At 48.8% G+C, this 19,131-nt stretch carries 17 protein-coding genes and 1 tRNA gene; 5 read left to right on the top strand and 13 right to left on the bottom strand.

The genetic code is table 11. From position 1 onward, the window contains the following. Positions 1-206: 206 nt before the first annotated feature. The 6 genes from rpsA to ACXMYH_RS06605 all read right to left on the bottom strand — a co-directional run bounded on the left by rpsA (position 207) and on the right by ACXMYH_RS06605 (position 6,063). Positions 207-1,286, bottom strand: a complete 1,080-nt coding sequence (gene rpsA, locus ACXMYH_RS06630; protein WP_118297830.1) for a 30S ribosomal protein S1 — start codon at positions 1,284-1,286, stop codon at positions 207-209. Further along, positions 1,274-2,119, bottom strand: a complete 846-nt coding sequence (gene ispH / locus ACXMYH_RS06625; protein WP_329752050.1) for a 4-hydroxy-3-methylbut-2-enyl diphosphate reductase — start codon at positions 2,117-2,119, stop codon at positions 1,274-1,276. The genes rpsA and ispH overlap by 13 nt, the downstream gene beginning before the upstream one ends. A 1-nt stretch (position 2,120) precedes the next feature. Further along, positions 2,121-2,792: a (d)CMP kinase gene (gene cmk / locus ACXMYH_RS06620; protein ID WP_118297828.1), complete on the bottom strand. Its 672-nt coding sequence runs from the start codon at positions 2,790-2,792 to the stop codon at positions 2,121-2,123. Between the two features lie 54 nt (positions 2,793-2,846). Next, the gene (locus ACXMYH_RS06615; RefSeq protein ID WP_405580959.1) at positions 2,847-4,079 is read right to left on the bottom strand and encodes a BaiN/RdsA family NAD(P)/FAD-dependent oxidoreductase; all 1,233 of its coding nucleotides are present in this window, start codon (positions 4,077-4,079) and stop codon (positions 2,847-2,849) included. Then, positions 4,076-5,557 (bottom strand): polyphosphate:AMP phosphotransferase, encoded by a 1,482-nt coding sequence (gene pap / locus ACXMYH_RS06610; RefSeq protein WP_486555748.1) that lies wholly within the window; start codon positions 5,555-5,557, stop codon positions 4,076-4,078. Before pap ends, ACXMYH_RS06615 begins: the two co-directional genes overlap by 4 nt. A 131-nt stretch (positions 5,558-5,688) precedes the next feature. After that, on the bottom strand, positions 5,689-6,063 hold the full coding sequence (locus tag ACXMYH_RS06605; RefSeq protein ID WP_118531855.1) for a DUF3783 domain-containing protein: 375 nt from the start codon (positions 6,061-6,063) through the stop codon (positions 5,689-5,691). Positions 6,064-6,195: 132 nt separating this feature from the next. On the opposite strand from ACXMYH_RS06605, the gene ACXMYH_RS06600 reads away from it, so the two are divergent. Continuing rightward, positions 6,196-6,269, top strand: a tRNA-Pro gene (locus tag ACXMYH_RS06600). A 104-nt stretch (positions 6,270-6,373) separates the two neighbouring features. Further along, positions 6,374-7,999: an IS1182 family transposase gene (locus tag ACXMYH_RS06595; protein ID WP_486554761.1), complete on the top strand. Its 1,626-nt coding sequence runs from the start codon at positions 6,374-6,376 to the stop codon at positions 7,997-7,999. A 188-nt stretch (positions 8,000-8,187) separates the two neighbouring features. Here ACXMYH_RS06595 and ACXMYH_RS06590 read toward each other — a convergent pair whose 3' ends face one another. Continuing rightward, positions 8,188-9,810 (bottom strand): Na+/H+ antiporter NhaC family protein, encoded by a 1,623-nt coding sequence (locus ACXMYH_RS06590; protein ID WP_486555747.1) that lies wholly within the window; start codon positions 9,808-9,810, stop codon positions 8,188-8,190. A 126-nt stretch (positions 9,811-9,936) separates the two neighbouring features. Then, the gene (locus ACXMYH_RS06585) at positions 9,937-10,665 is read right to left on the bottom strand and encodes a YebC/PmpR family DNA-binding transcriptional regulator (RefSeq protein WP_015554900.1); all 729 of its coding nucleotides are present in this window, start codon (positions 10,663-10,665) and stop codon (positions 9,937-9,939) included. Positions 10,666-11,042: 377 nt separating this feature from the next. Between ACXMYH_RS06585 and ACXMYH_RS06580 the strand changes: the two genes are divergently transcribed. After that, positions 11,043-12,971, top strand: a complete 1,929-nt coding sequence (locus ACXMYH_RS06580; protein WP_486555746.1) for a S9 family peptidase — start codon at positions 11,043-11,045, stop codon at positions 12,969-12,971. 236 nt (positions 12,972-13,207) lie between these two features. Here ACXMYH_RS06580 and ACXMYH_RS06575 read toward each other — a convergent pair whose 3' ends face one another. Further along, a complete protein-coding gene (locus tag ACXMYH_RS06575; protein WP_486555745.1) occupies positions 13,208-13,978 on the bottom strand; it encodes a TraX family protein in 771 nt (256 codons plus the stop codon). 57 nt (positions 13,979-14,035) lie between these two features. Continuing rightward, a complete protein-coding gene (locus ACXMYH_RS06570; protein WP_486555744.1) occupies positions 14,036-14,362 on the bottom strand; it encodes a LysR family transcriptional regulator in 327 nt (108 codons plus the stop codon). Positions 14,363-14,619: 257 nt separating this feature from the next. On the opposite strand from ACXMYH_RS06570, the gene ACXMYH_RS06565 reads away from it, so the two are divergent. Further along, complete coding sequence (locus ACXMYH_RS06565) at positions 14,620-15,315, top strand: aspartate/glutamate racemase family protein (protein WP_486555743.1); 696 nt, start codon at positions 14,620-14,622, stop codon at positions 15,313-15,315. 117 nt (positions 15,316-15,432) lie between these two features. Here the strand turns inward: ACXMYH_RS06565 and ACXMYH_RS06560 are convergent, their stop codons facing one another. The 3 genes from ACXMYH_RS06560 to ACXMYH_RS06550 all read right to left on the bottom strand — a co-directional run bounded on the left by ACXMYH_RS06560 (position 15,433) and on the right by ACXMYH_RS06550 (position 18,704). Continuing rightward, on the bottom strand, positions 15,433-16,227 hold the full coding sequence (locus ACXMYH_RS06560) for an SIR2 family NAD-dependent protein deacylase (RefSeq protein ID WP_486555742.1): 795 nt from the start codon (positions 16,225-16,227) through the stop codon (positions 15,433-15,435). Positions 16,228-16,309: 82 nt separating this feature from the next. After that, the gene (locus ACXMYH_RS06555) at positions 16,310-17,527 is read right to left on the bottom strand and encodes an ATP-binding protein (RefSeq protein ID WP_486555741.1); all 1,218 of its coding nucleotides are present in this window, start codon (positions 17,525-17,527) and stop codon (positions 16,310-16,312) included. Between the two features lie 292 nt (positions 17,528-17,819). Then, entirely contained in the window at positions 17,820-18,704 is an 885-nt protein-coding gene (locus ACXMYH_RS06550) for a CpsB/CapC family capsule biosynthesis tyrosine phosphatase (RefSeq protein WP_486555740.1), read from the bottom strand. On the opposite strand from ACXMYH_RS06550, the gene ACXMYH_RS06545 reads away from it, so the two are divergent. Then, positions 18,703-19,008 carry an alpha/beta hydrolase family protein gene (locus ACXMYH_RS06545; RefSeq protein ID WP_486555853.1) on the top strand — a complete coding sequence of 102 codons (306 nt, stop codon included), beginning with the start codon at positions 18,703-18,705 and terminating at the stop codon, positions 19,006-19,008. The genes ACXMYH_RS06550 and ACXMYH_RS06545 overlap by 2 nt on opposite strands. The last annotated feature ends 123 nt before the right edge of the window (positions 19,009-19,131 follow it).

Genomic DNA, 19,131 nt, shown 5'->3' with positions numbered 1-19,131 from the left:
ATTTACAAATCCCTTACGCATTTTTGTAGAAAGGATCCGGATTGCGGCATTTCTGCGGCAATCCGGGCACTTTGGAGTGCGCACCCCGGGCAGGCAATGCCCTTTTGCTTAACAGGGAGTTCCGTTGAAATTTCCCGTTAAGCCAAAAAAGGGACATCACAACTGTGATGTCCCAAAAAATTCATTTCAGATCAAAGACTTCCGGATTACTCCTCTGTCTGCTCCTGTGCGTTGTCAGCCTCAAGAGCCTTCATGCTTAAGCTGATCTTTCTGTCTGCCTCGTTGAAGTCAACGATCTTTGCAGTGATCTCCTGACCGATGGAAAGTACATCAGCCGGTTTTGCAACGTGCTCTCTGGAGATCTGGGATACGTGAAGCAGAGCGTCTACGCCCGGCTCAAGCTCAACAAATGCACCAAAGTCAGTCATACGAGCTACTTTACCAGTAACTACGTTGCCTACTGCGTACTTCTCAGCAGCGTTTGCCCACGGATTTGTCTCCGGGAACTTCATGGAAAGGGCAATCTTCTCACCGTTGATGTCTTTGATGAGAGCTGTTACCTTATCGCCAACCTTAAATACTTTCTTCGGGTTCTCGATTCTGCCCCAGGACATCTCGGAGATGTGGAGTAAACCGTCAGCACCGCCGAGATCGATGAATGCACCGAAATCAGTTACGTTCTTAACAGTTCCTTCTACCTTGTCGCCTACAGCGATCTTCTCGAAGAGAGCTTTCTGCATCTCAGCCTTCTTAGCAACGATAAGCTGCTTGCGGTCACCGATGACTCTTCTTCTTCTCGGATTGAATTCTGTGATCACGAATTCGATCTCTTTATCAGCATATTTGGATAAATCTTTCTCATATACGTCGGATACAAGGCTTGCCGGGATGAAGATTCTTGCTTCGTCCACGATCACGCTTAAACCGCCGTCAAGAACCTGGGAAACCTTTGCAGTAAGAACTTCATGGTTCTCGAATGCTTCCTCAAGTCTCTTATTTCCTCTGTCTGCAGCCAGTCTCTTGTAAGAAAGAGCAACCTGACCTTCACCGTCGTTCACCTTTACGACTTTGGCTTCCATCTCGTCACCAACATGTACAAGATTTCTTAAGTCTACATTGGACTCGTTTGTGTATTCACTGCGGGTAATGATGCCATCAGACTTGTAACCAATATTTAAAACGATTTCGTCTTCTTTTACGTCAATGACCTTACCGGTGACAACCTCTCCTGTACGTATTGTTTTTAATGATTCTTCTAACATTTGTTCAAAACTTAATTCTGACATTTAGTATGAACCTCCTCGATAATATTGTTTGGGGTTGACGCCCCGGCCGTAATACCTACACTGCGCACAGAACTAATACATTCAGGATTAAAGTCGCCCAGAGTCTGGATGTAATAGGTGTTTTTACATTCCTTCCGGCAGATATCGTATAGCTTCTGGGTATTCGAGCTGTGTTTCCCGCCGATAACCAGCATCACGTCCACCTGCGAGGCTATCCTCATCGCTTCCACTTGTCTTTCCTGTGTTGCATTGCAAATCGTATTTAAAACAGTTATATCATACCGCGTTTTAGAAATTTTTTCAACTAGATCTTGAAATTTCTTGTAATTAAATGTCGTCTGGGATACGATACAAAGCTTTTCGTCCTCCGGTAATTCCAGTCTGCGGAAATCATCCATGTTTTCGATGACTTTTGTCCTCTCATCACCCCAGCCCTTGATGCCCTGCACTTCCGGATGGTCCTCACTGCCGACGATCAGGACTCTTCTTCCCTCTGCGGTCTGTTTTTCCACGATCCGGTGGATCTTTTTTACATACGGACATGTGGCATCAACGATCTCCACTCCGTTTTCTTTCAAAATGTCATAGACATCTTTTCCGACGCCGTGGGAACGGATCACAACAACGGCATCGCGGATCGTCCTCAGCTCTTCCAGAGTGTCGATGACCTCCACTCCTTTTTCCTGAAGATCCCCCACGACCTGTTCATTGTGGATGATCGGACCGTAGGTGTAGATCGGTTTTTCCGTCTTTCCGATCTGCTCATATACTTTTTCCACAGCACGCTTCACGCCAAAGCAGAAGCCCGCTGTCTTTGCCACTGTTACTTCCATGTCACGCACCCTGCTTTTTCTCGATCATCGCAACGATCGCGTCCACAACTTCCTTCAGAGTCATGTCGGAGCTGTCAAGAAGCACCGCATCCTCCGCCTGCTTTAACGGAGAATTCTCCCGGTGCATATCCCGGTAGTCCCGGTCGATGATGTCCTTCTCGATCTCGTCGAGATCACAGTCAGTGCCTTTCTCTTTGAGCTCATTGTAGCGGCGTTTTGCACGGACTGCGGAGCTTGCAGTCAGATACACCTTCACGTCGGCATCCGGAAGGACGCAGGTTCCGATATCGCGGCCGTCCATGATGACGTCCGCCTGTCTCGCCAGCTCCTTCTGGAGTTCTACAAGCTTCTCCCGGACCTTTTTATAGACAGAAGTCGCAGATGCCATATTTCCGACCTCCTCGGTGCGGATCAGACCGGACACATTCTCACCGTTTAAGATCACCTGCTGCGCACCGTTCTCATAGCGGATCGTGATCTCCACCTGACCCAACGCGGCGTTGATCGCACTCTCGTCCGTTTTGTCGATGCCTTTTCGAAGAAAATAGAGTGCCATGGCCCGGTACATCGCTCCGGTGTCCACATAGATAAAGTTTTTCAGTGCCGCGACAGATTTTGCCACGGTACTCTTTCCGGCCCCTGCCGGGCCGTCGATCGCTACATTAAAAGACATGTCATTCTCCCCTTAGTTTATTTCAAGTTTTTTTATTTATTCGTGACTGTTCATTTATTCCGCACTTCTTCCGGCCAGCATTCCCGTCGACCAGGCGATCTGCAGGTTGAATCCGCCGGTGACGCCGTCCAGGTCAAGGACCTCTCCGGCGAAGTAGAGACCTTTTAACTTCTTCGACTCCATCGTGGACGGATTTACTTCCTTCACATTCACGCCGCCCTGGGTCACGATCGCCTCATTATATCCGCGAAGTCCTGTGAGCGTTACCGTGAATGCCTTCGTGAGGTCAACCAGGCGCTTCCGCTCCTCAGCCGTCACCTCATTGACCTGTTTTTCCGGATCGATCCCGCTTCTTTTGATCATCACAGGGATCAGTTTTGCCGGGAAGAGATGGTTCAGCGCGTTCTTGAACTGCTTATTCTTCGCCTCATCGAAATCCCGCAGGATCCTGGCATCCAGCTGCTCTCTCGAGAGCGCCGGTTTCAGGTCGATCTCCATCTTAAGAGGCGTTTTTCTGATGATCTTCGCAGCATAGCTGCTGGCGCTTAAAACGACCGGTCCGCTGACGCCGAAATGGGTAAACAGCATTTCCCCGAATTCTTTCCAGAGAAGCTTCTTTCCGTTCCAGACCGTCACCTCGATGTTTCTCAGGGAAAGTCCCTGAAGTTCTTTCACATCGTCCTCCGCGCACACGAACGGGACAAGCGCCGGTGACAGCGGTGTCACCGTATGGCCTGCCTCCTTTGCAAACCGGTATCCGTCCCCGGTAGACCCTGTAGACGGGTAGGAAAGTCCGCCTGTGGCGATCACCACCGCGTCGGCCTCTACGGTCTTTCCTGATTTTTCTAGGATGATCCCGGCTGCCTTTTCCTCGCGGATCACGATATCCTTTACCGGCTCATTCAGAAAGATCTTTACGCCGAGGGATCTCATCTTCCGCTCCAGAGCCCCTGTCACATCGGATGCATGATCCGATACCGGGAACATCCTTGCGCCGCGCTCTTCCTTTACCGGACAGCCATTTGCCTCCACGAGATCCACGATATCGAAATTCGTGAACCCGTAGATCGCACTGTAGAGGAATTTTCCGTTGGAGACCATGTGTCTGAACAGGTCCTCCGTATCGCAGCCGTTTGTCAGGTTGCATCTTCCTTTTCCTGTAATATAGATCTTTTTTCCAAGCTTTTCATTTTTTTCATAGACGGAGACGTCATGTCCGCACTCCGCGGCGCCGATGGCAGCAGCCATTCCCGCTGCCCCGCCGCCGATAATCACAACTTTACTCATTTCTTCTTATCTTTTTCCACTTCTTTTATCTTTTTCTCCATGGCGTCCGCCACAGTCTCGAGGACCTTGATCCTCGCATACCATTTGGAATTTCCTTCCACGACAATCCAGGGTGCGTCCTTCGTGGAGGTCTTTTCCAGCATTTCATTCACTGCAAGGACATAGGAATCCCACTTCTCCCGGTTTCTCCAGTCCTCGTCCGTGATCTTCCACTGTTTCTCCGGATTTTTCATCCTGTCATTGAAGCGCCGTTCCTGCTCATCTTTGTCGATCTGGATCCAGAATTTCAGGACAAGTGCTCCGGAATTGACGAAATGCGTTTCCATCTCGTTGATCTCCCGGTAGGCATGATGCCAGTCTGCCTCGGAGCAGAATCCCTCGATCCTCTCCACCATGACTCTTCCGTACCAGGTCCGGTCGAAGATCGCGATATGTCCGGCCTTCGGCACATTGTTCCAGAATCTCCAGAGATAGTGGTGGGATTTTTCCAGGTCATTCGGGGATGCCGTCGGGCAGACCTTGTAACCTCTCGGGTCGAGGTGGCTTGTCAGACGCTTGATCGCGCCGCCTTTTCCAGCCGCATCCCATCCCTCGAATCCCAGTATCACCGGGATCCGCAGACGATAGAGTTCCCCGTGGAGCGTCTCCAGGCGTTTCTGGAGCTTTGCCAGTTTTTTCCGGTACTCTGCCTCCTTGAGGCTCTTCGTAAGATCCGCTTTTGCAAGAATCCCTTTTTCATACCGGTCCGGCGGGAGCGGAGCTTCAAAAAGTTCCGGCTCTTTTCCTGCCCGTTTTTTCTCAAGCGCCTTTTCCAGAACATCCGCCACCGTCTTTATCACTGTAAGGGCCGTTTCCGTCTTATCCTTCGCATCGATCACATACCAGGGTGCGTAAGGCATATCGGTCCGGCGGATCATCTCGTCGCTGATCTTTTTGTATTTTCCGTAGTGGGCGTTCCTCTCACGCTCTTTTTCTGTCACGCGCCATGCGGTATCCTTTGATCCCAGGAGTTTTTCAAACCGTTTTGCCTGTTCTTTTTCCGATATTTCGAGGAACAGCTTCACGATGACTGTTCCGCCGTCCACGAGACAGCGTTCAAATGCAAGAATATCCTCAAACGCTGCATCCACCTGTTTCTCCTTCAGGATCCCCTCAAAGCGGTCCGCCTGGACTCCCCGGTACCAGCTCGTGTCATAGATCGCGATACGCCCCGCTGCCGGGGCATGGACCGCAAACCTCCAGAGGAACGGGCGGAGTGCCTCCTCCTCGGTATCCTTGTCTCCGGTGTAAACGTCAAATCCTCTCGGATCAAGCGCCTGCATGAGACGCCCGATCTGAACGCCCTTTCCGGCGCCATCATACCCGTCAAACAGGATATAGACCGGGATCTTTTTCTCCTTACATTCCCGCTGCAGGCTTCCAAGTCTTTCCATCTCTTTTTTCAGGACTTCTTTTTTCTGCTTTTTTTCATCTTTCATCGGCTGATTCCTCCACTCTATGGTCCGATCAGACATTCTTAACCATTTTTGTTTCCCATGCCTATTTGCAGTTTTTCCGCCCTAGCACGATCTGTCATCAGTTTCTTCCAATTCCCGTCCGGGTATGCTTTTTACTGATTCATCCGCGCGTGCTCTCCCGCAAGCTCTTCATACAATTTCAGCGCATTCCAGTTCTGGTTCGTCGGTGTGAGCACTGCTTTGTAGTCGATCCGTCCGGCTCCTGCCTTTCTGAGCGCCAAGATCACCCGGTCCACCTGTCCGGACGTAAGACCTGCCATCACCATCATCTCTTTTTCAAAGTCCTCTCCGTCGTAGATCTCGCCGCAGGAAGTGATCTCCTTCACTCCTGCGAGATATCCCACCGGTTCCAGATACTCTTCCTTCTTCACTGCGCGAAGCTTCATTCCAAGTGGAAACAGCGCTTTTTTGATCTTTAACAGTCTCTCGCCCTCCGGCAGATGGTATAAAAGGATCGTAGGTTTCATATATTTTTCTGATTCCTTCCTGTTTTCATGTATTTCATTATATCAATTCCCGTGCAGCTTTGCAACGGCACAGAAAGATCCATGATTTTTTTGTTGATTTTTCCCTGGATTCTGATATAATGAATTTACTTCCGGGGTATGGCGTAGCTTGGTAGCGCGCTCGGCTGGGGGCCGAGAGGTCGCAGGTTCAAATCCTGTTGCCCCGATTTTTATAAGGGGGCTGTCGCACTAACGTGCGGCAGCTCATTTCATATTTCCAACACAAAACGCCGAGCTTCGAAAAGCCCGGCGTTCGTGGTATAATCAGTTTATGCGACTAAACAAAATAATACAGAGAGATTATACCTCTTTTTCTCTGTATTATCAAATCAAACTTCCGCTGGATTTAGAGATTTCTATTCCATCTGATGATCCGGTTCGTCTGGTAAGTGCCTTTGTGGAGGAAATGGACCTTTCTGAACTGTATAAAACTTACAGCAGGATCAGAAAAAATCAGGCAACGCCGCGTCAGATGCTGAAACTCGTCATCTATGCAGCAATGAATCGAATCTACTCAAGCAGGGATATCCAAAAGGCATGCAAACGGGATATCAACTTTATGTACCTCCTGGAAGGAATGCCGGCTCCTGACCATGCAACGATCGCGCGTTTTATCTCCCTGCATTTTTCGGCTTGTGCAAAGGTACTGCTTGCCCAAATGTCAGATCTGCTCTATCTTCTTGGTGAGATCTCAGGAAAGACCATTTTTATTGATGGCACCAAGATCGAGTCTGCAGCCAATAAATATACCTTTGTATGGAAACGGGCTATTACGAAAAATCAGGCCCGGTTATACACAAAACTATCTTCTTTTGTGGCTGAATGCGAAGAACTCTATGGAATCAGGACCGTATACCATGACCGGATATCCATCCACACATTAAAACGGTTAAAGAAGCAGTTGTGCCGCATAAAAGTGCAGGAGGGAATTGTGTTTGTACATGGAATCGGGCGTAGAAAAACACAATTACAGAAATCTCTGGAACAGCTGGATCAATATCTGGAGAAACTAAAGGAATATACAAAAAAGCTGTATACGCTTGGGGATAGAAACAGCTATTCCAAAACAGACCCTGACGCAACCTTCATGAGAATGAAAGAGGACGCGATGCTGAATGGACAGTTAAAGCCTGCTTATAACATTCAGCATGGAGTGGATTCCGAATACATCACATGGATCGATATCAGCCCGCACCCTACCGATACACGTACCCTGATCCCGTTTTTGAAAGACATGGAGAATCACCTGGGATTTAAGTATTCAGAAGTCGTTGCAGATGCCGGGTACGAAAGTGAAGAGAACTATCTTTTCATTGAGGAAAACGGACAGACCGCCTATATAAAGCCGCAGAACTATGAGATTTCGAAGACCCGAAAATACAAAAAAGACATCAGTAGAAGGGAAAACATGGAGTACCATGCAGACAGAGACAGCTACATCTGCCTCAACGGAAGGGAACTAACTGTCACAAATGAACGCAGAAGTAAAACAACTAGCGGATATGTCAGTGTAAAAACTTATTACAGAAGCCCAGACTGCACTGGTTGTCCTTATAAAACGGAATGTATCAAGGGAAACAACTGCAAAACACCTATGGAAAAGCGCAATAAAGTGCTGATGGTTTCAAAAACAATGAGCCAGAAACGCGCAGAAGATCTGGAACGGATCACAAGTGAGTATGGAACGATGCTCCGTATGAATCGCAGTATTCAGGCAGAAGGTTCTTTTGCTGACGTAAAAGAGGACATGAATTTTCGAAGATATCTGTATCGTGGAAAGGCAAATGCACTGGCAGAGAGCATCCTTCTGGCGATGGGACGAAATATCAATAAGCTTCATTGCAAGATTCAGACCGGAAGAACGGGAAGTTATCTTTTTCCATTAAAAAGGGCATAGATTTTGATAGTTGAAAACAAAACAGCCTGAAATAAGGCATGCCGAAAGGGATGCCTGGGAATGAACTGCGTTTATAAAGAATGGCATCGAAAACGTGACCGATTTCGATGCCATTTGGGCATAAAGCAGGGCTGCCGCCCAGCAAAAAATATTTGCTAATGCGACAGCCCCCTTTTTGTTTTTCTTCTCTATTCTTCTTTCAGCACCCCGTTTATCCCGCGGATCACAAGCATCGTGATCACCATCAGCGCGATCGCGATCGGAAGTGCGATCCAGGCGGACTGGACGAAGCCTGCGATGATGTAGGAGATAAAGGATACCACCGCAGCCACGATCGCATACGGAAGCTGGGTCGTCACATGGTTTACATGCTCACACTGGGCACCGGCAGACGCCATGATCGTCGTGTCAGAGATCGGGGAACAGTGATCCCCGCAGACAGCTCCTGCCATGCAGGCGGAGATGGAGATGATCATGAGATCCGGATTGCTGTTCTCAAATACCGCAACAACGATCGGGATCAGGATTCCGAAAGTTCCCCAGGATGTTCCCGTCGCAAATGCCAGGAAACAGCCCACAACGAAGATGATCGCCGGAAGGAAATTTAAGAAGGAACGGGCGCTGGACGCAACCACAGTCGCCACATAGACATCTGCGCCGAGGCTGTCCGTCATCGCCTTTAATGTCCAGGCAAATGACAGGATCATGATCGCCGGGACCATGGACTTAAAGCCTTCCGGGATACATGCCATGCACTCGGAGAATTTCAGGACCCGGCGCACCTGATAGAGACCGATGGTGATCAAAAGTCCAAAAAAGCTTCCCATCGTAAGTCCCAGGGACGCGTCACTCTGGGAGAAGGCTGTCACAAAATCCTCTCCCGAGAAAAATCCACCCGTATAGAGCATGCCGATCATGCAGCAGATGATCAGGGATATGATCGGGATCAGAAGATCCAGAACAGTTCCCCTGACAGAGACCTCCGGCTGTTTCTCCGTGTCATACGGACGTCCCGGCGTGGTATAAAGGTCCCCCTTGAGCGCATTCTTCTCATGAAATTTCATAGAGCCGAATTCTGTCCGTAAGAGTACCATTCCGATCATCATCACGATCGTCAGGATCGCGTAAAAGTTGTATGGGATCGCCCGCACGAAGATAGAAAATCCGTCCTCGCCCTCAACAAATCCGGTAACCGCGGCCGCCCAGGAAGAGATCGGCGCGATAATGCAGATCGGAGCTGCCGTCGCATCGATCAGGTACGCGAGTTTTGCTCTTGAGACTTTAAATTTGTCTGTCACAGGGCGCATCACGCTTCCCACAGTCAGGCAGTTAAAATAATCATCGATAAAGATCAGACAGCCCAACAGGATCGTCGCAAGCTCCGCGCCCACGCGTCCCTTAATATGATCCGCCGCAAACTGGCCAAATGCCGCCGAGCCGCCCGCGCGGTTCATCAGGCACACCATCGCTCCGAGGATCACGAGGAAGATCAGGATTCCCACATTGTAGCTGTCAGAGAGAACGTTTATCATTCCGTCCTCAAAAATATGGGTGATCGTTCCCTCAAAGCTGAAACCGGAATACAGGATTCCACCCATGAGAACACCAACGAACAGAGAACTGTACACCTCTTTTGTGACAAGTGCCAGCCCGATCGCCACGACCGGCGGAACGAGCGCCCAGAACGTCGCGTAGACCGCCGGCACATACTCTTCCGTCTGCTCCGCGCCAAATACGGTTGTCGCGAACATCAGGACCAGCACCATGGAAAGCACTGCTGTCCTTTTTATATTTTTCTTCATATCCGTCATAACGGATTCCTCCCTCCTGCCTCCGGAGAGTTCCACGCTCTCCGATTTTCCTGTTACATGAAGAAATCCCCTCTCATCAGTACAATTCTGGTGAAAGGGGATCACAACATACACAATTACGATTCTTTATTCATCCCAGTTGTGGTATACAGCCTGTACGTCATCATCCTCGTCAAGGAGATCAAGGATTCTCTGCATCTTCTTGATCGCTTCCTCATCAGTAAGTTCTACCCAGTTCTGCGGAATCATAGTAATATCAGCCTCTACCATCGGGATTCCGGCTTTCTCGAGAGCCTCGCGGACTGCACTGAAGTTGTCCGGATCTGTGATAACCTCGTAGCTGTCCTCCTCCTCGGAGAAATCCTCAGCGCCTGCATCGAGTGCAGCCATCATGAGTTCGTCGGCATCCATATCACACTCTTCTTTGTCGATCACGATCTGGCCCTTGCGGTCGAACATGAAGGAAACGCTTCCCTGTGCGCCTACGTTTCCGCCGCCCTTTGTGAAGGCGCTTCTTACGTTTGCTGCGGTACGGTTCTTGTTGTCTGTAAGTGTGTCAACGATGATCGCAACACCGCTCGGACCGTATCCCTCGTATGTTAAGTTTTCGTAGTTTACGGAGTTTAAGTCACCGGCTGCTTTCTTGATACCGCGGTCGATGGTATCGTTCGGCATGTTGTTTGCTTTCGCTTTTGCAATCACATCACGCAGCTTGCTGTTGTTAGCCGGATCAGCGCCGCCCTCTTTAACTGCGACAGCGATCTCTCTTCCGATTACGGTAAAGATCTTACCCTTTGCTGCGTCGTTCTTCTCTTTCTTATGTTTGATGTTGGAAAATTTATTATGTCCTGACATCGTTTTAGCTTCCTTTCTCTTCGCATCTCGCTCTTTTTTATCTCTCGTGCACCAGTCCCAGAGATCTTTTCGTGCGCATTATACATAGTCTAAAATATTTTAACATCATTTTTCTGATATGGCAAGCGCTTTTTCCGGATACCCCTGCTCCACTTTTCCTTGACACATTCCACTCTGAGTATTTATACTCATTTCATAGCGATCCAGTGCCTTCCGGCCTATGATCTTCCGGGGTCAGCCCGGCAGATTCTGTGGATGGATGCATCTGACCTGCATTTTTGCGCAAGTGCGCATCATTGGCACATTAGTGCCTGTTTGTATAATAGGGAATTCCTCGGATTTCCTATTACAAAATATTAATTATGGAGGACATGACGATGAAGAAGATTGAGATCGACACATTCCTAAAGTTCCGTTTTCTGAGCAACCCACATTTCTCACCCGATGGAACGAAGATCGCCTTCACGGTATCCGTACCGGACCGGGAGACCAATGGCTATCTGTCTGACCTGTACTTGTATGATCTCGGGAAGAAGACTGTCTCCCGTGTCACCTGCGCCGGTGACGCGAAGATCTGGTCCTGGACAGCAGAAAATACGCTGATCTTTACTGCGGCCCGGACTGCGGCCCTTAAAAAGGAAAAAGAAAACGGCACTTCTTTCTTTTATGAAATCTCTCCGTCCGGCGGCGAAGCCTCATGCCGCGCATCGGTTCCGGCTTCCGTCACAGGGATCCGTCTTCTCCCGGACGGGCGTTACCTCCTGACGATCCGCCATGATAATTACAAGGATACAAGGAAGAAATCTTACGAGGTCTTCGACGAGCTTCCGTTCTGGGGCAATGGCCAGGGATACACGAACGCGAAAAGAAACCGTTACGCTGTCTACGATATGGGATCCGATAAGCTCACTTACGTGGCGGACGAATGGACTGACTGCTCCCAGTATTCTGTCCTTGGAAACCTCCTGCTCTACAAGGCATATCCGTGGAAACAGAGTGTCATGGGAATCCGTCCGGGCGTTTATCTCTATAACCTCTCCACCGGAGAGACAAAAACCTTGATCGCGCCGGATTCCATGCGCACCGGAGTTGTCTCCCTCTTAGACGAAAAGACTGCACTCATTGCGGCAACGGATGACTCCTATAAGGATACGACGAAATACTGTGACTTCTACCATATGGATCTCGCGGACGGATCCATGAAGCTGATCCATCCTTATGAATCTTCCATCGGCGGCTCCTCCGTGGGCTCCGATTCCAGATTCGGCGCAGGACAGACATTTAGGGCTGTGGACGGGGAATTTTACTATATTTCCACCGTGGAAGATTTTTCCCATCTCTATAAGATCTCTCGGGGCGGCACTGTCTCCGGGCCGCTGACGGCAGGAAGCTCCTGCGACAGCTTCGATCTTGCGGGCGGACACATCGCCTCCATGGAATTCCACGGCCTCCACATTGCGGAACTTTTTGTAGACGGCGAGCAGGTGACCCACATGAATGACTGGCTCACCGACGAGTACGATGTCCAGACTCCGGAAGCCTTCACATTTACTGCCAGCGATGGGTACGAGATCCACGGATGGGTATTAAAACCGGCAGGTTTCGAGAACGGAAAGTCCTATCCCGGTATCTTAAATATCCACGGCGGTCCGAGAACCGTTTATTCAGATGTCTACTATCATGAGATGCAGATGTGGGCAAACCGCGGATATTTTGTGTTCTTCTGCAACCCGAGAGGATCTGACGGACGGGGCACGGACTTTGGAAATATCAACGGAATCTACGGAACTGTGGACTATCAGAACCTGATGGATTTCACGGATGAAGTCCTGAAACGGTACCCGATGATCGATCCGGAACATCTCGGTGTCGCAGGCGGCTCCTACGGCGGCTTCATGACAAACTGGATCATCGGACATACAGACCGGTTCCACGCGGCGGCTTCCCAGCGTTCCATCTCCAACTGGGTATCCTTTGAGCACAACTCCGATATCGGACACACCTTCATCTTAAACAACCAGGGAGCCAACACGAGGACCGATGTGGAGCTTCTCTGGAAGCAGTCCCCGCTCCAGTTTGCGCCGAACTGCAAGACACCGACACTCTTTATCCACTCCGATGAGGACTACCGATGCTATATGGCGGAAGGACTCGCCATGTTCAGCGCCATCAAGCGGAACGGCTGCCCGTCGAAGCTTTGCCTGTTCCATGGAGAAAATCATGAGCTGTCCAGAGGCGGAAAGCCGGAGAACAGGATCGACCGGATGACGGAGATCATTAAGTGGATGGATGAATATTTAAAATAAAGGAAACAATCCTACCGCTCTTTTTATACATGCCATAAGATTTCTGTTAATGAAAAAGAATGTGCCTTGGCACATTCTCGCGCCTCGCGCGGTCGCTTGCGACAATTTACATCTTCGCGCGAGTGCGCATCTTTGGCACGTCAGTGCTTTTTTATGTAACTGGGAATTCCTCGAAATTTCCTGTTACATAAAAAATGGCTGCAGGGTCGTATCCCCTGCAGCCACAGATCTTATCATTATCGATTCACATAATTCAACACCAATGCAAGAAGCAGCATATGGACCGGATAAAACGCATAACAGCTATACTGGAAGACTTTCGTATGGCAGCCCTGCCGTCCACGATACAGCCAGATCGGAAGCAATGAAAGCAATGCAAGTCCCTGCTGGCAGAGTTCAAAGTCCATCCCAAAAAGCCGGATGGGGTACATCAGACCTCCCAGAAGCTCTACGTTGACCCAATAAAGCGCCAGAAGCTGTCCGGAAAAACACCACCATTTTCTTCCCCGGAAAAAGTAAAAAATAAACAGTGTCAATACACCGGCACCGTAGTAATCTGCCATTCCTATCGTCCCAAGCGCACTTCCAACCAGCACGACCAGAACCGCTGTCGGCAAAAAGATCCACAGCTTCCGTTTTTTTCGAACTTTTTCCATCAAATGGATTCCAGAGAGTCCTATCAACAGCGTCCAGATCACATTCTGATGAAACGGATAAAACCAGGTTCCGCCATACATCAGATCAAAGGGGATCTCCGACAGCACCGCAAACAGCAGCAGCCGGAGAATGTACTTTTTAAAGCTGTGCGTGTGAAAATATCCTTCCACTGCCATAAATGCAAAGATGGGAAACGCGAGCCTTCCTACGCAGGTCAGCCAGTCCTGCGCCGGAAGAAGCGTAGCCCAGAGATGATCCATCAGCATAAATGTCATAGCAATGATATGGAGCATTGCTGCACTGATGTTAAAGGTTCCTGGCTGAGATGAATGTACTTGATTATTTACCATATTGTCACTCCTGTTGTTTTCTCTCAATCCAATTATACTTCCATTTACCATCTCTGGTCAAATCCTTATCAGTGACAACGTTTCTTCTGCCTGCCATCTCACGTTCACGCCTGTCAAAATCGAATCCATCAGCTGGGAAGATTTGGCAATCTCCTGCATCACAAGATATTGCGATACCGATTTTTGAATGGCTGGGAAAATACGCTCTCCCTCCAGCGTCAGGCAAACCTGGTGGCTGGTACGGTAGAGCAGTTTTATATTCAGTTCTCGTTCCAGCGAGGCGATCATCTGACCGAGGGCAGGCTGCGTATATCCCAGCAGCTCCGCCGCTTTGGTAAAGCTCCCAACTTCTACTACCTTTTGCAAAGCAATGTAACGGTTCATACTCAGAATAACCTTTCTGCATACTTCTATCACAAACATCAATTTCCTTTATTGTATCAGAGACTGTATAATGGAGTCAAGAAATGCGTCGAGGAGGATTATGAATTGATACGAAAAGCAAAAAAGAAGATATTGCAACGGTATCCGCAAGCTATCAGGAGCTGTTTGCTTATGAAGCAGAACACGGTAGCACTACAAATTGGGCGGAGAGCATCTATCCAACAGCAGATATTTTTTGAACGGGAGGTCGAAACAGTATGAAAAAATTAGGTTTAATCGGCGGCGTAGGACCGGAATCCACCATTCCCTATTACAGAAGCATCGTAAACGGCGTGAAAGACAGGGTGGGAAGACCCTACCTGCCGCCGCTGACAATTGAAAGCCTGAGTTGCTTCGAGGTCATCCGCATGAGCAGTGAGGGCGATACAGAGGGGCTGACTGCCTATCTGCTGGCGGGCATCCGCAATCTGGCTGCGGCGGGGACAGAGGTGGGTGCGCTGGCCTGCAATACGGGGCATCTGGTGTTTGACGAGCTGCAAAAAGCATCTCCCATTCCACTTGTCAGCATTGTGGAGGCTACCTGCGCCGAGGCGGTACTGCGAGGATACAAAAAGGTCGGATTGATGGGAACATCCGCCACCATGGAAGCAGACTTTTTCAAAGCGCCGTTTTGCAAAGCCGGAATCGAAGTGATCATACCTGATGCAGAGGAACGTGCCTATATTGCCAACCGCATCTTGAACGAACTGGAAATGAACATTGTCAGTGAGCAGACCGCCGCTCACATTCTGAAAATTATGGAGCGCATGGCAAAAGAGCAGCAGATTGAGGCGGTCGTGCTGGGCTGTACCGAGCTGCCGCTGCTGTTTGAGGGGCGCACAACGCCCGTTCCGCTGCTGGACACCATGCAAATACACATCAACGCATTGATTGATACGATTATGGAAGAATAAAGCATGACCATCACACAGGCGACTTTACAGGATATACCGGGCATGCTGGCGCTGCTCATAAATTGATTTTTTCATTTGCGTATCCGGCTGTTTCACCTGTGCCGCTTCTCGATACGGCTATAACTGTTTCAAAACGCTTCCAATATCTGCGTTAATGCAAATTGATTTTGCTTCGATTTCTCGCGGAGCATAGGCTTCGCCCAGATTGATACAGGCATAAGTAGCATCTGACCACTCATTTGCCATGCGCCAGAAAGAAAATTTTACGATTGTCGGCGTATTCATGCCAGTGCCTAAATCCAGAAATAGCATTTTCAGCTCACGATGCCGCCGCAGAAACTCCGAATACCGCTCTGCCGCCCGATGCCACCCCTCGTCCTCGACAAAGGTATCATCGCAGCGCAAATTCATCGTCATCGGTCTGCCGCAGACCGGACAGTGCGGCACAAGTTCGGTCGGGATTCGCATATCCTTCTGCTGCTCCACCATCTGACAGACGACTTGCTCATTGTCGTATGTTTTCTGGCAGCACGGCTCACTGCACTGGAACAGGCCATAATCGCCCTGCGTGTAAAACAGCCACTTCTTGTCGAATCCAGCCTTCTGAAAGCAGTGGTCAACGTTTGTGGTGATAACGAAATAGTCCTTGTCCTGCACCAGCTTCAAAAGGTCATCGTAGACCGGTTTGGGGGCATCCATATAGCGGTTGATGTTGATGTATCGGCTCCAATACGCCCAATGCTCCTCCGGCGTGGCAAAGGGATAAAAGCCGCCAGAATACATATCCTTGATGCCGTACTTTGCCGCAAAGTCGGAAAAGTATTTTTCAAACCGTTCGCCGGTGTAAACAAATCCGGCTGAGGTGGAAAGACCGGCTCCGGCACCGATCACCACGGCGTCACAGTCCTGCAATACAGCTTTCCATCCGGTTTCTGATTATTACTATCAGTCTGCTTTTTTGGGCTAATTTTCACATCACTCATATGCAGATTCCTCATCCCAAAAGCCAGTCGATGACATTCACAACTTTTATACCATCGTAATTTCCGAGTGAAAATCGATCCAATGTCAGGACAATTTTTTCATAATTATCCTGAATACTCCGCAACGGTCTCATCTCTCTCTCAAAGGTCTCTTCCGCCGTCATATCAGCAGTTACCTGATAATAGGTAAGCACGCCTTCCTTCTGCGTCACAAAGTCAACCTCAGTAGAACCATATTTTCCGATATTGACTTTGCCGCCCCTTCGTGAAAGTTCAAGATACACAATGTTCTCAATGGTAAATCCAAGATCATATCGCTTTCTCGGAAGAATGTGGTTTCTGATTCCCATATCTACCATGTAAAACTTATTGTTGACCTTTAAAAGCTGCTTTCCCACAATGTCAAATCGCTCCACAGGATAAAAAATGAAAGACTCTGTCAGGGCTTCAACATAATCGCTGACTGTGTTTTGGGATACTTTTCTGCCCGTTGAGGTCAGATAGTCGGTTATACTTTTCATTGATACCGGGCTGCCGATAACGCTTGCCAGATACCTGGCAATTGTCTTTAGTAACGCAATATCTGTGATTTTTCGTTTTCCGCTCTCTTTTTCCCTTCTCGCCTGACGTTGCTCAATATCTTTTACAATAACGGTATTGTAGATTCCCTCTAAATACTGATCTATTTTTTCATCCGTGCGGTTCATTACTGCCACATACGGAATTCCACCAGTTTTCATAAACTCTGCAAAAGCTTCCTCTTTTGCCATACCTGTCACCGCCATATACTCACGGAAAGAAAGCGGCAGCATCTTGATCTCTGTGTACCTCCCTGACAAAAGCGTTGCAAGCTCACTTGACAGCATATATGCATTGGAGCCTGTGATATAAACATCCACATGGTCTCTGATATAAAGGCTGTCAACCACTTTCTCGAATGATGGAACTTCCTGAACCTCATCCAAAAAGATGTACGTCATCTTATCAGCACACAAACGTTCTTTGAGGTAGTTGTACAGCTTCATATAATCTTTTAAAGGTTCGTAATCCAGATTTTCAAAATTGATAGAGATAATCTGTTCCGGTGTGACTCCATTCGCTAAGAGTCTCTGCTGATACTGTTCCAGAAGTACAGATTTTCCACAGCGACGGATTCCGGTCACGACTTTGATCTGCTGCTCGTCCTTCCATGCCCAAAGCTGGTCAAGATATTCTTTTCGTTCAACCATATCTGCATTCCTCCTTTTTCTCAATATAGCATATTATACGCAAAACATCAAATTATTTTCCCGTTTCAGAAACTTTTATTTTATTCAATGTAATTTTTTCCAAATTCAGAAACATATTGGATGCGAGGCACAGCCCCTTTTCAGGGCGTGTACCTTTTGGGTGTTGTTATGCGTTGGGGTTGGCTTCCTTAGAGAGTCTTATGCCATGGTCCAGCTTCAGGAGTTTGTTGACATCCTTCAGTCCGGACTGCGTCCCCTCCACTGCACTGTCAATCGTTTCCTTCATCATCGTTTACAGATTACTGAACAGATCAGCCTTGTACATGCCATCCACCAGCATCTTCTTGAAGCTGTCCTTTACTGCTGCGACATCCTCGTGATAGGTCATGCCGTACCAGATATCGTTAGTTTTCAGAACCTTCACGGACATTTTACCCTGCTCCAGCAATTCACCGATGAAGATTGGAATCAGATACTCTGCTTTCAGAGGATTATCTGGTACTTCCTTCTCAAAGAACTCTTTGAAGCCTTCCTCCAGAACATCCAGGAACTCAGGAGTTAATCCCCACATATTCATGGAAACCAGCGAGTTCGTGTCGATATCCACACCGTCTGCTTCTGCTCCGGTTGCGGTCTTCACAATATTCTTTGTCTCAACAACCTCAGTCAGGTTGTTCTGTTCATCCATCTTGCAGATACCACGAGTCACGCCACCGTTATCAGACAGCGTATTCTTCAGAATGAAACCAGCCATGCAGGACTTGCCGCCATTCACCAGATACTCATGGACGGCCTTGAAGCCTTCCTTGCCGTAGTAATCGTCTGCGTTAATGACGATGAACGGAGTTTTAATTACGTCCTTCGCTGCAAGCACGGCCTGACCGGTTCCCCACGGCTTCGTCCGACCTTCAGGCAGAGTTCCCGGAATATCGTTGAAATCCTGGAAAGCATAGACGTATCTGCTTTCCGCCAGCGTCAGGGCTTTTCCCTGCAGAAGACAGTCCACCATTTCTTCGAAATAGAGGATCTCCTGTCCAAGGAAAAGATGAAGCCCGGGTGTGACCTTTTCTGCTGTGTTTCGCACCGTTTCAAAGCAGTCCGCCAGTCTTTCCGGATCAAGATTACGGGAAAAATGCGGGGTCACGATCAGATCGGTCGCTCCCTGATTCCATGACATTTTCAGAAGTTTTTCTGTTTCTTTCAGATTTGGGGATCCATCATCCACGCCTGGGAAGCAGTCCCCGCTTCAGTTTGCACCGAACTGCAAGACGCCGACGCTCTTTATCCACTCCGATGAAGACTACCGCTGCTATATGGCCGAAGGGCTCGCCATGTTCAGCGCCATCAAGCGGAACGGCTGCCCTGCAAAGCTCTGCCTGTTCCACGGGGAAAATCATGAACTCTCAAGGAGCGGAAAGCCGGAAAACAGGCTCGACCGGATGAGGGAGATTATTGAGTGGATGGATACATATCTGAGATAATTATTTAACCGGATTACCAACATCCCCTGGGACATAAAAAGCCTGGAATTTTCATTGCTGTTTTTGCTGTTTTTGCTTTTTGTGCAATCGCAGCAGTGAACTCTTCACAAAAAATGCGCACCT

The sequence above is a fragment of the Pilosibacter sp. NGB245 genome, from assembly GCF_057397225.1.
The sequence above is the reverse complement of the archived record's forward strand: the minus strand, read 5'-3'. Positions and strand labels throughout refer to the sequence as shown.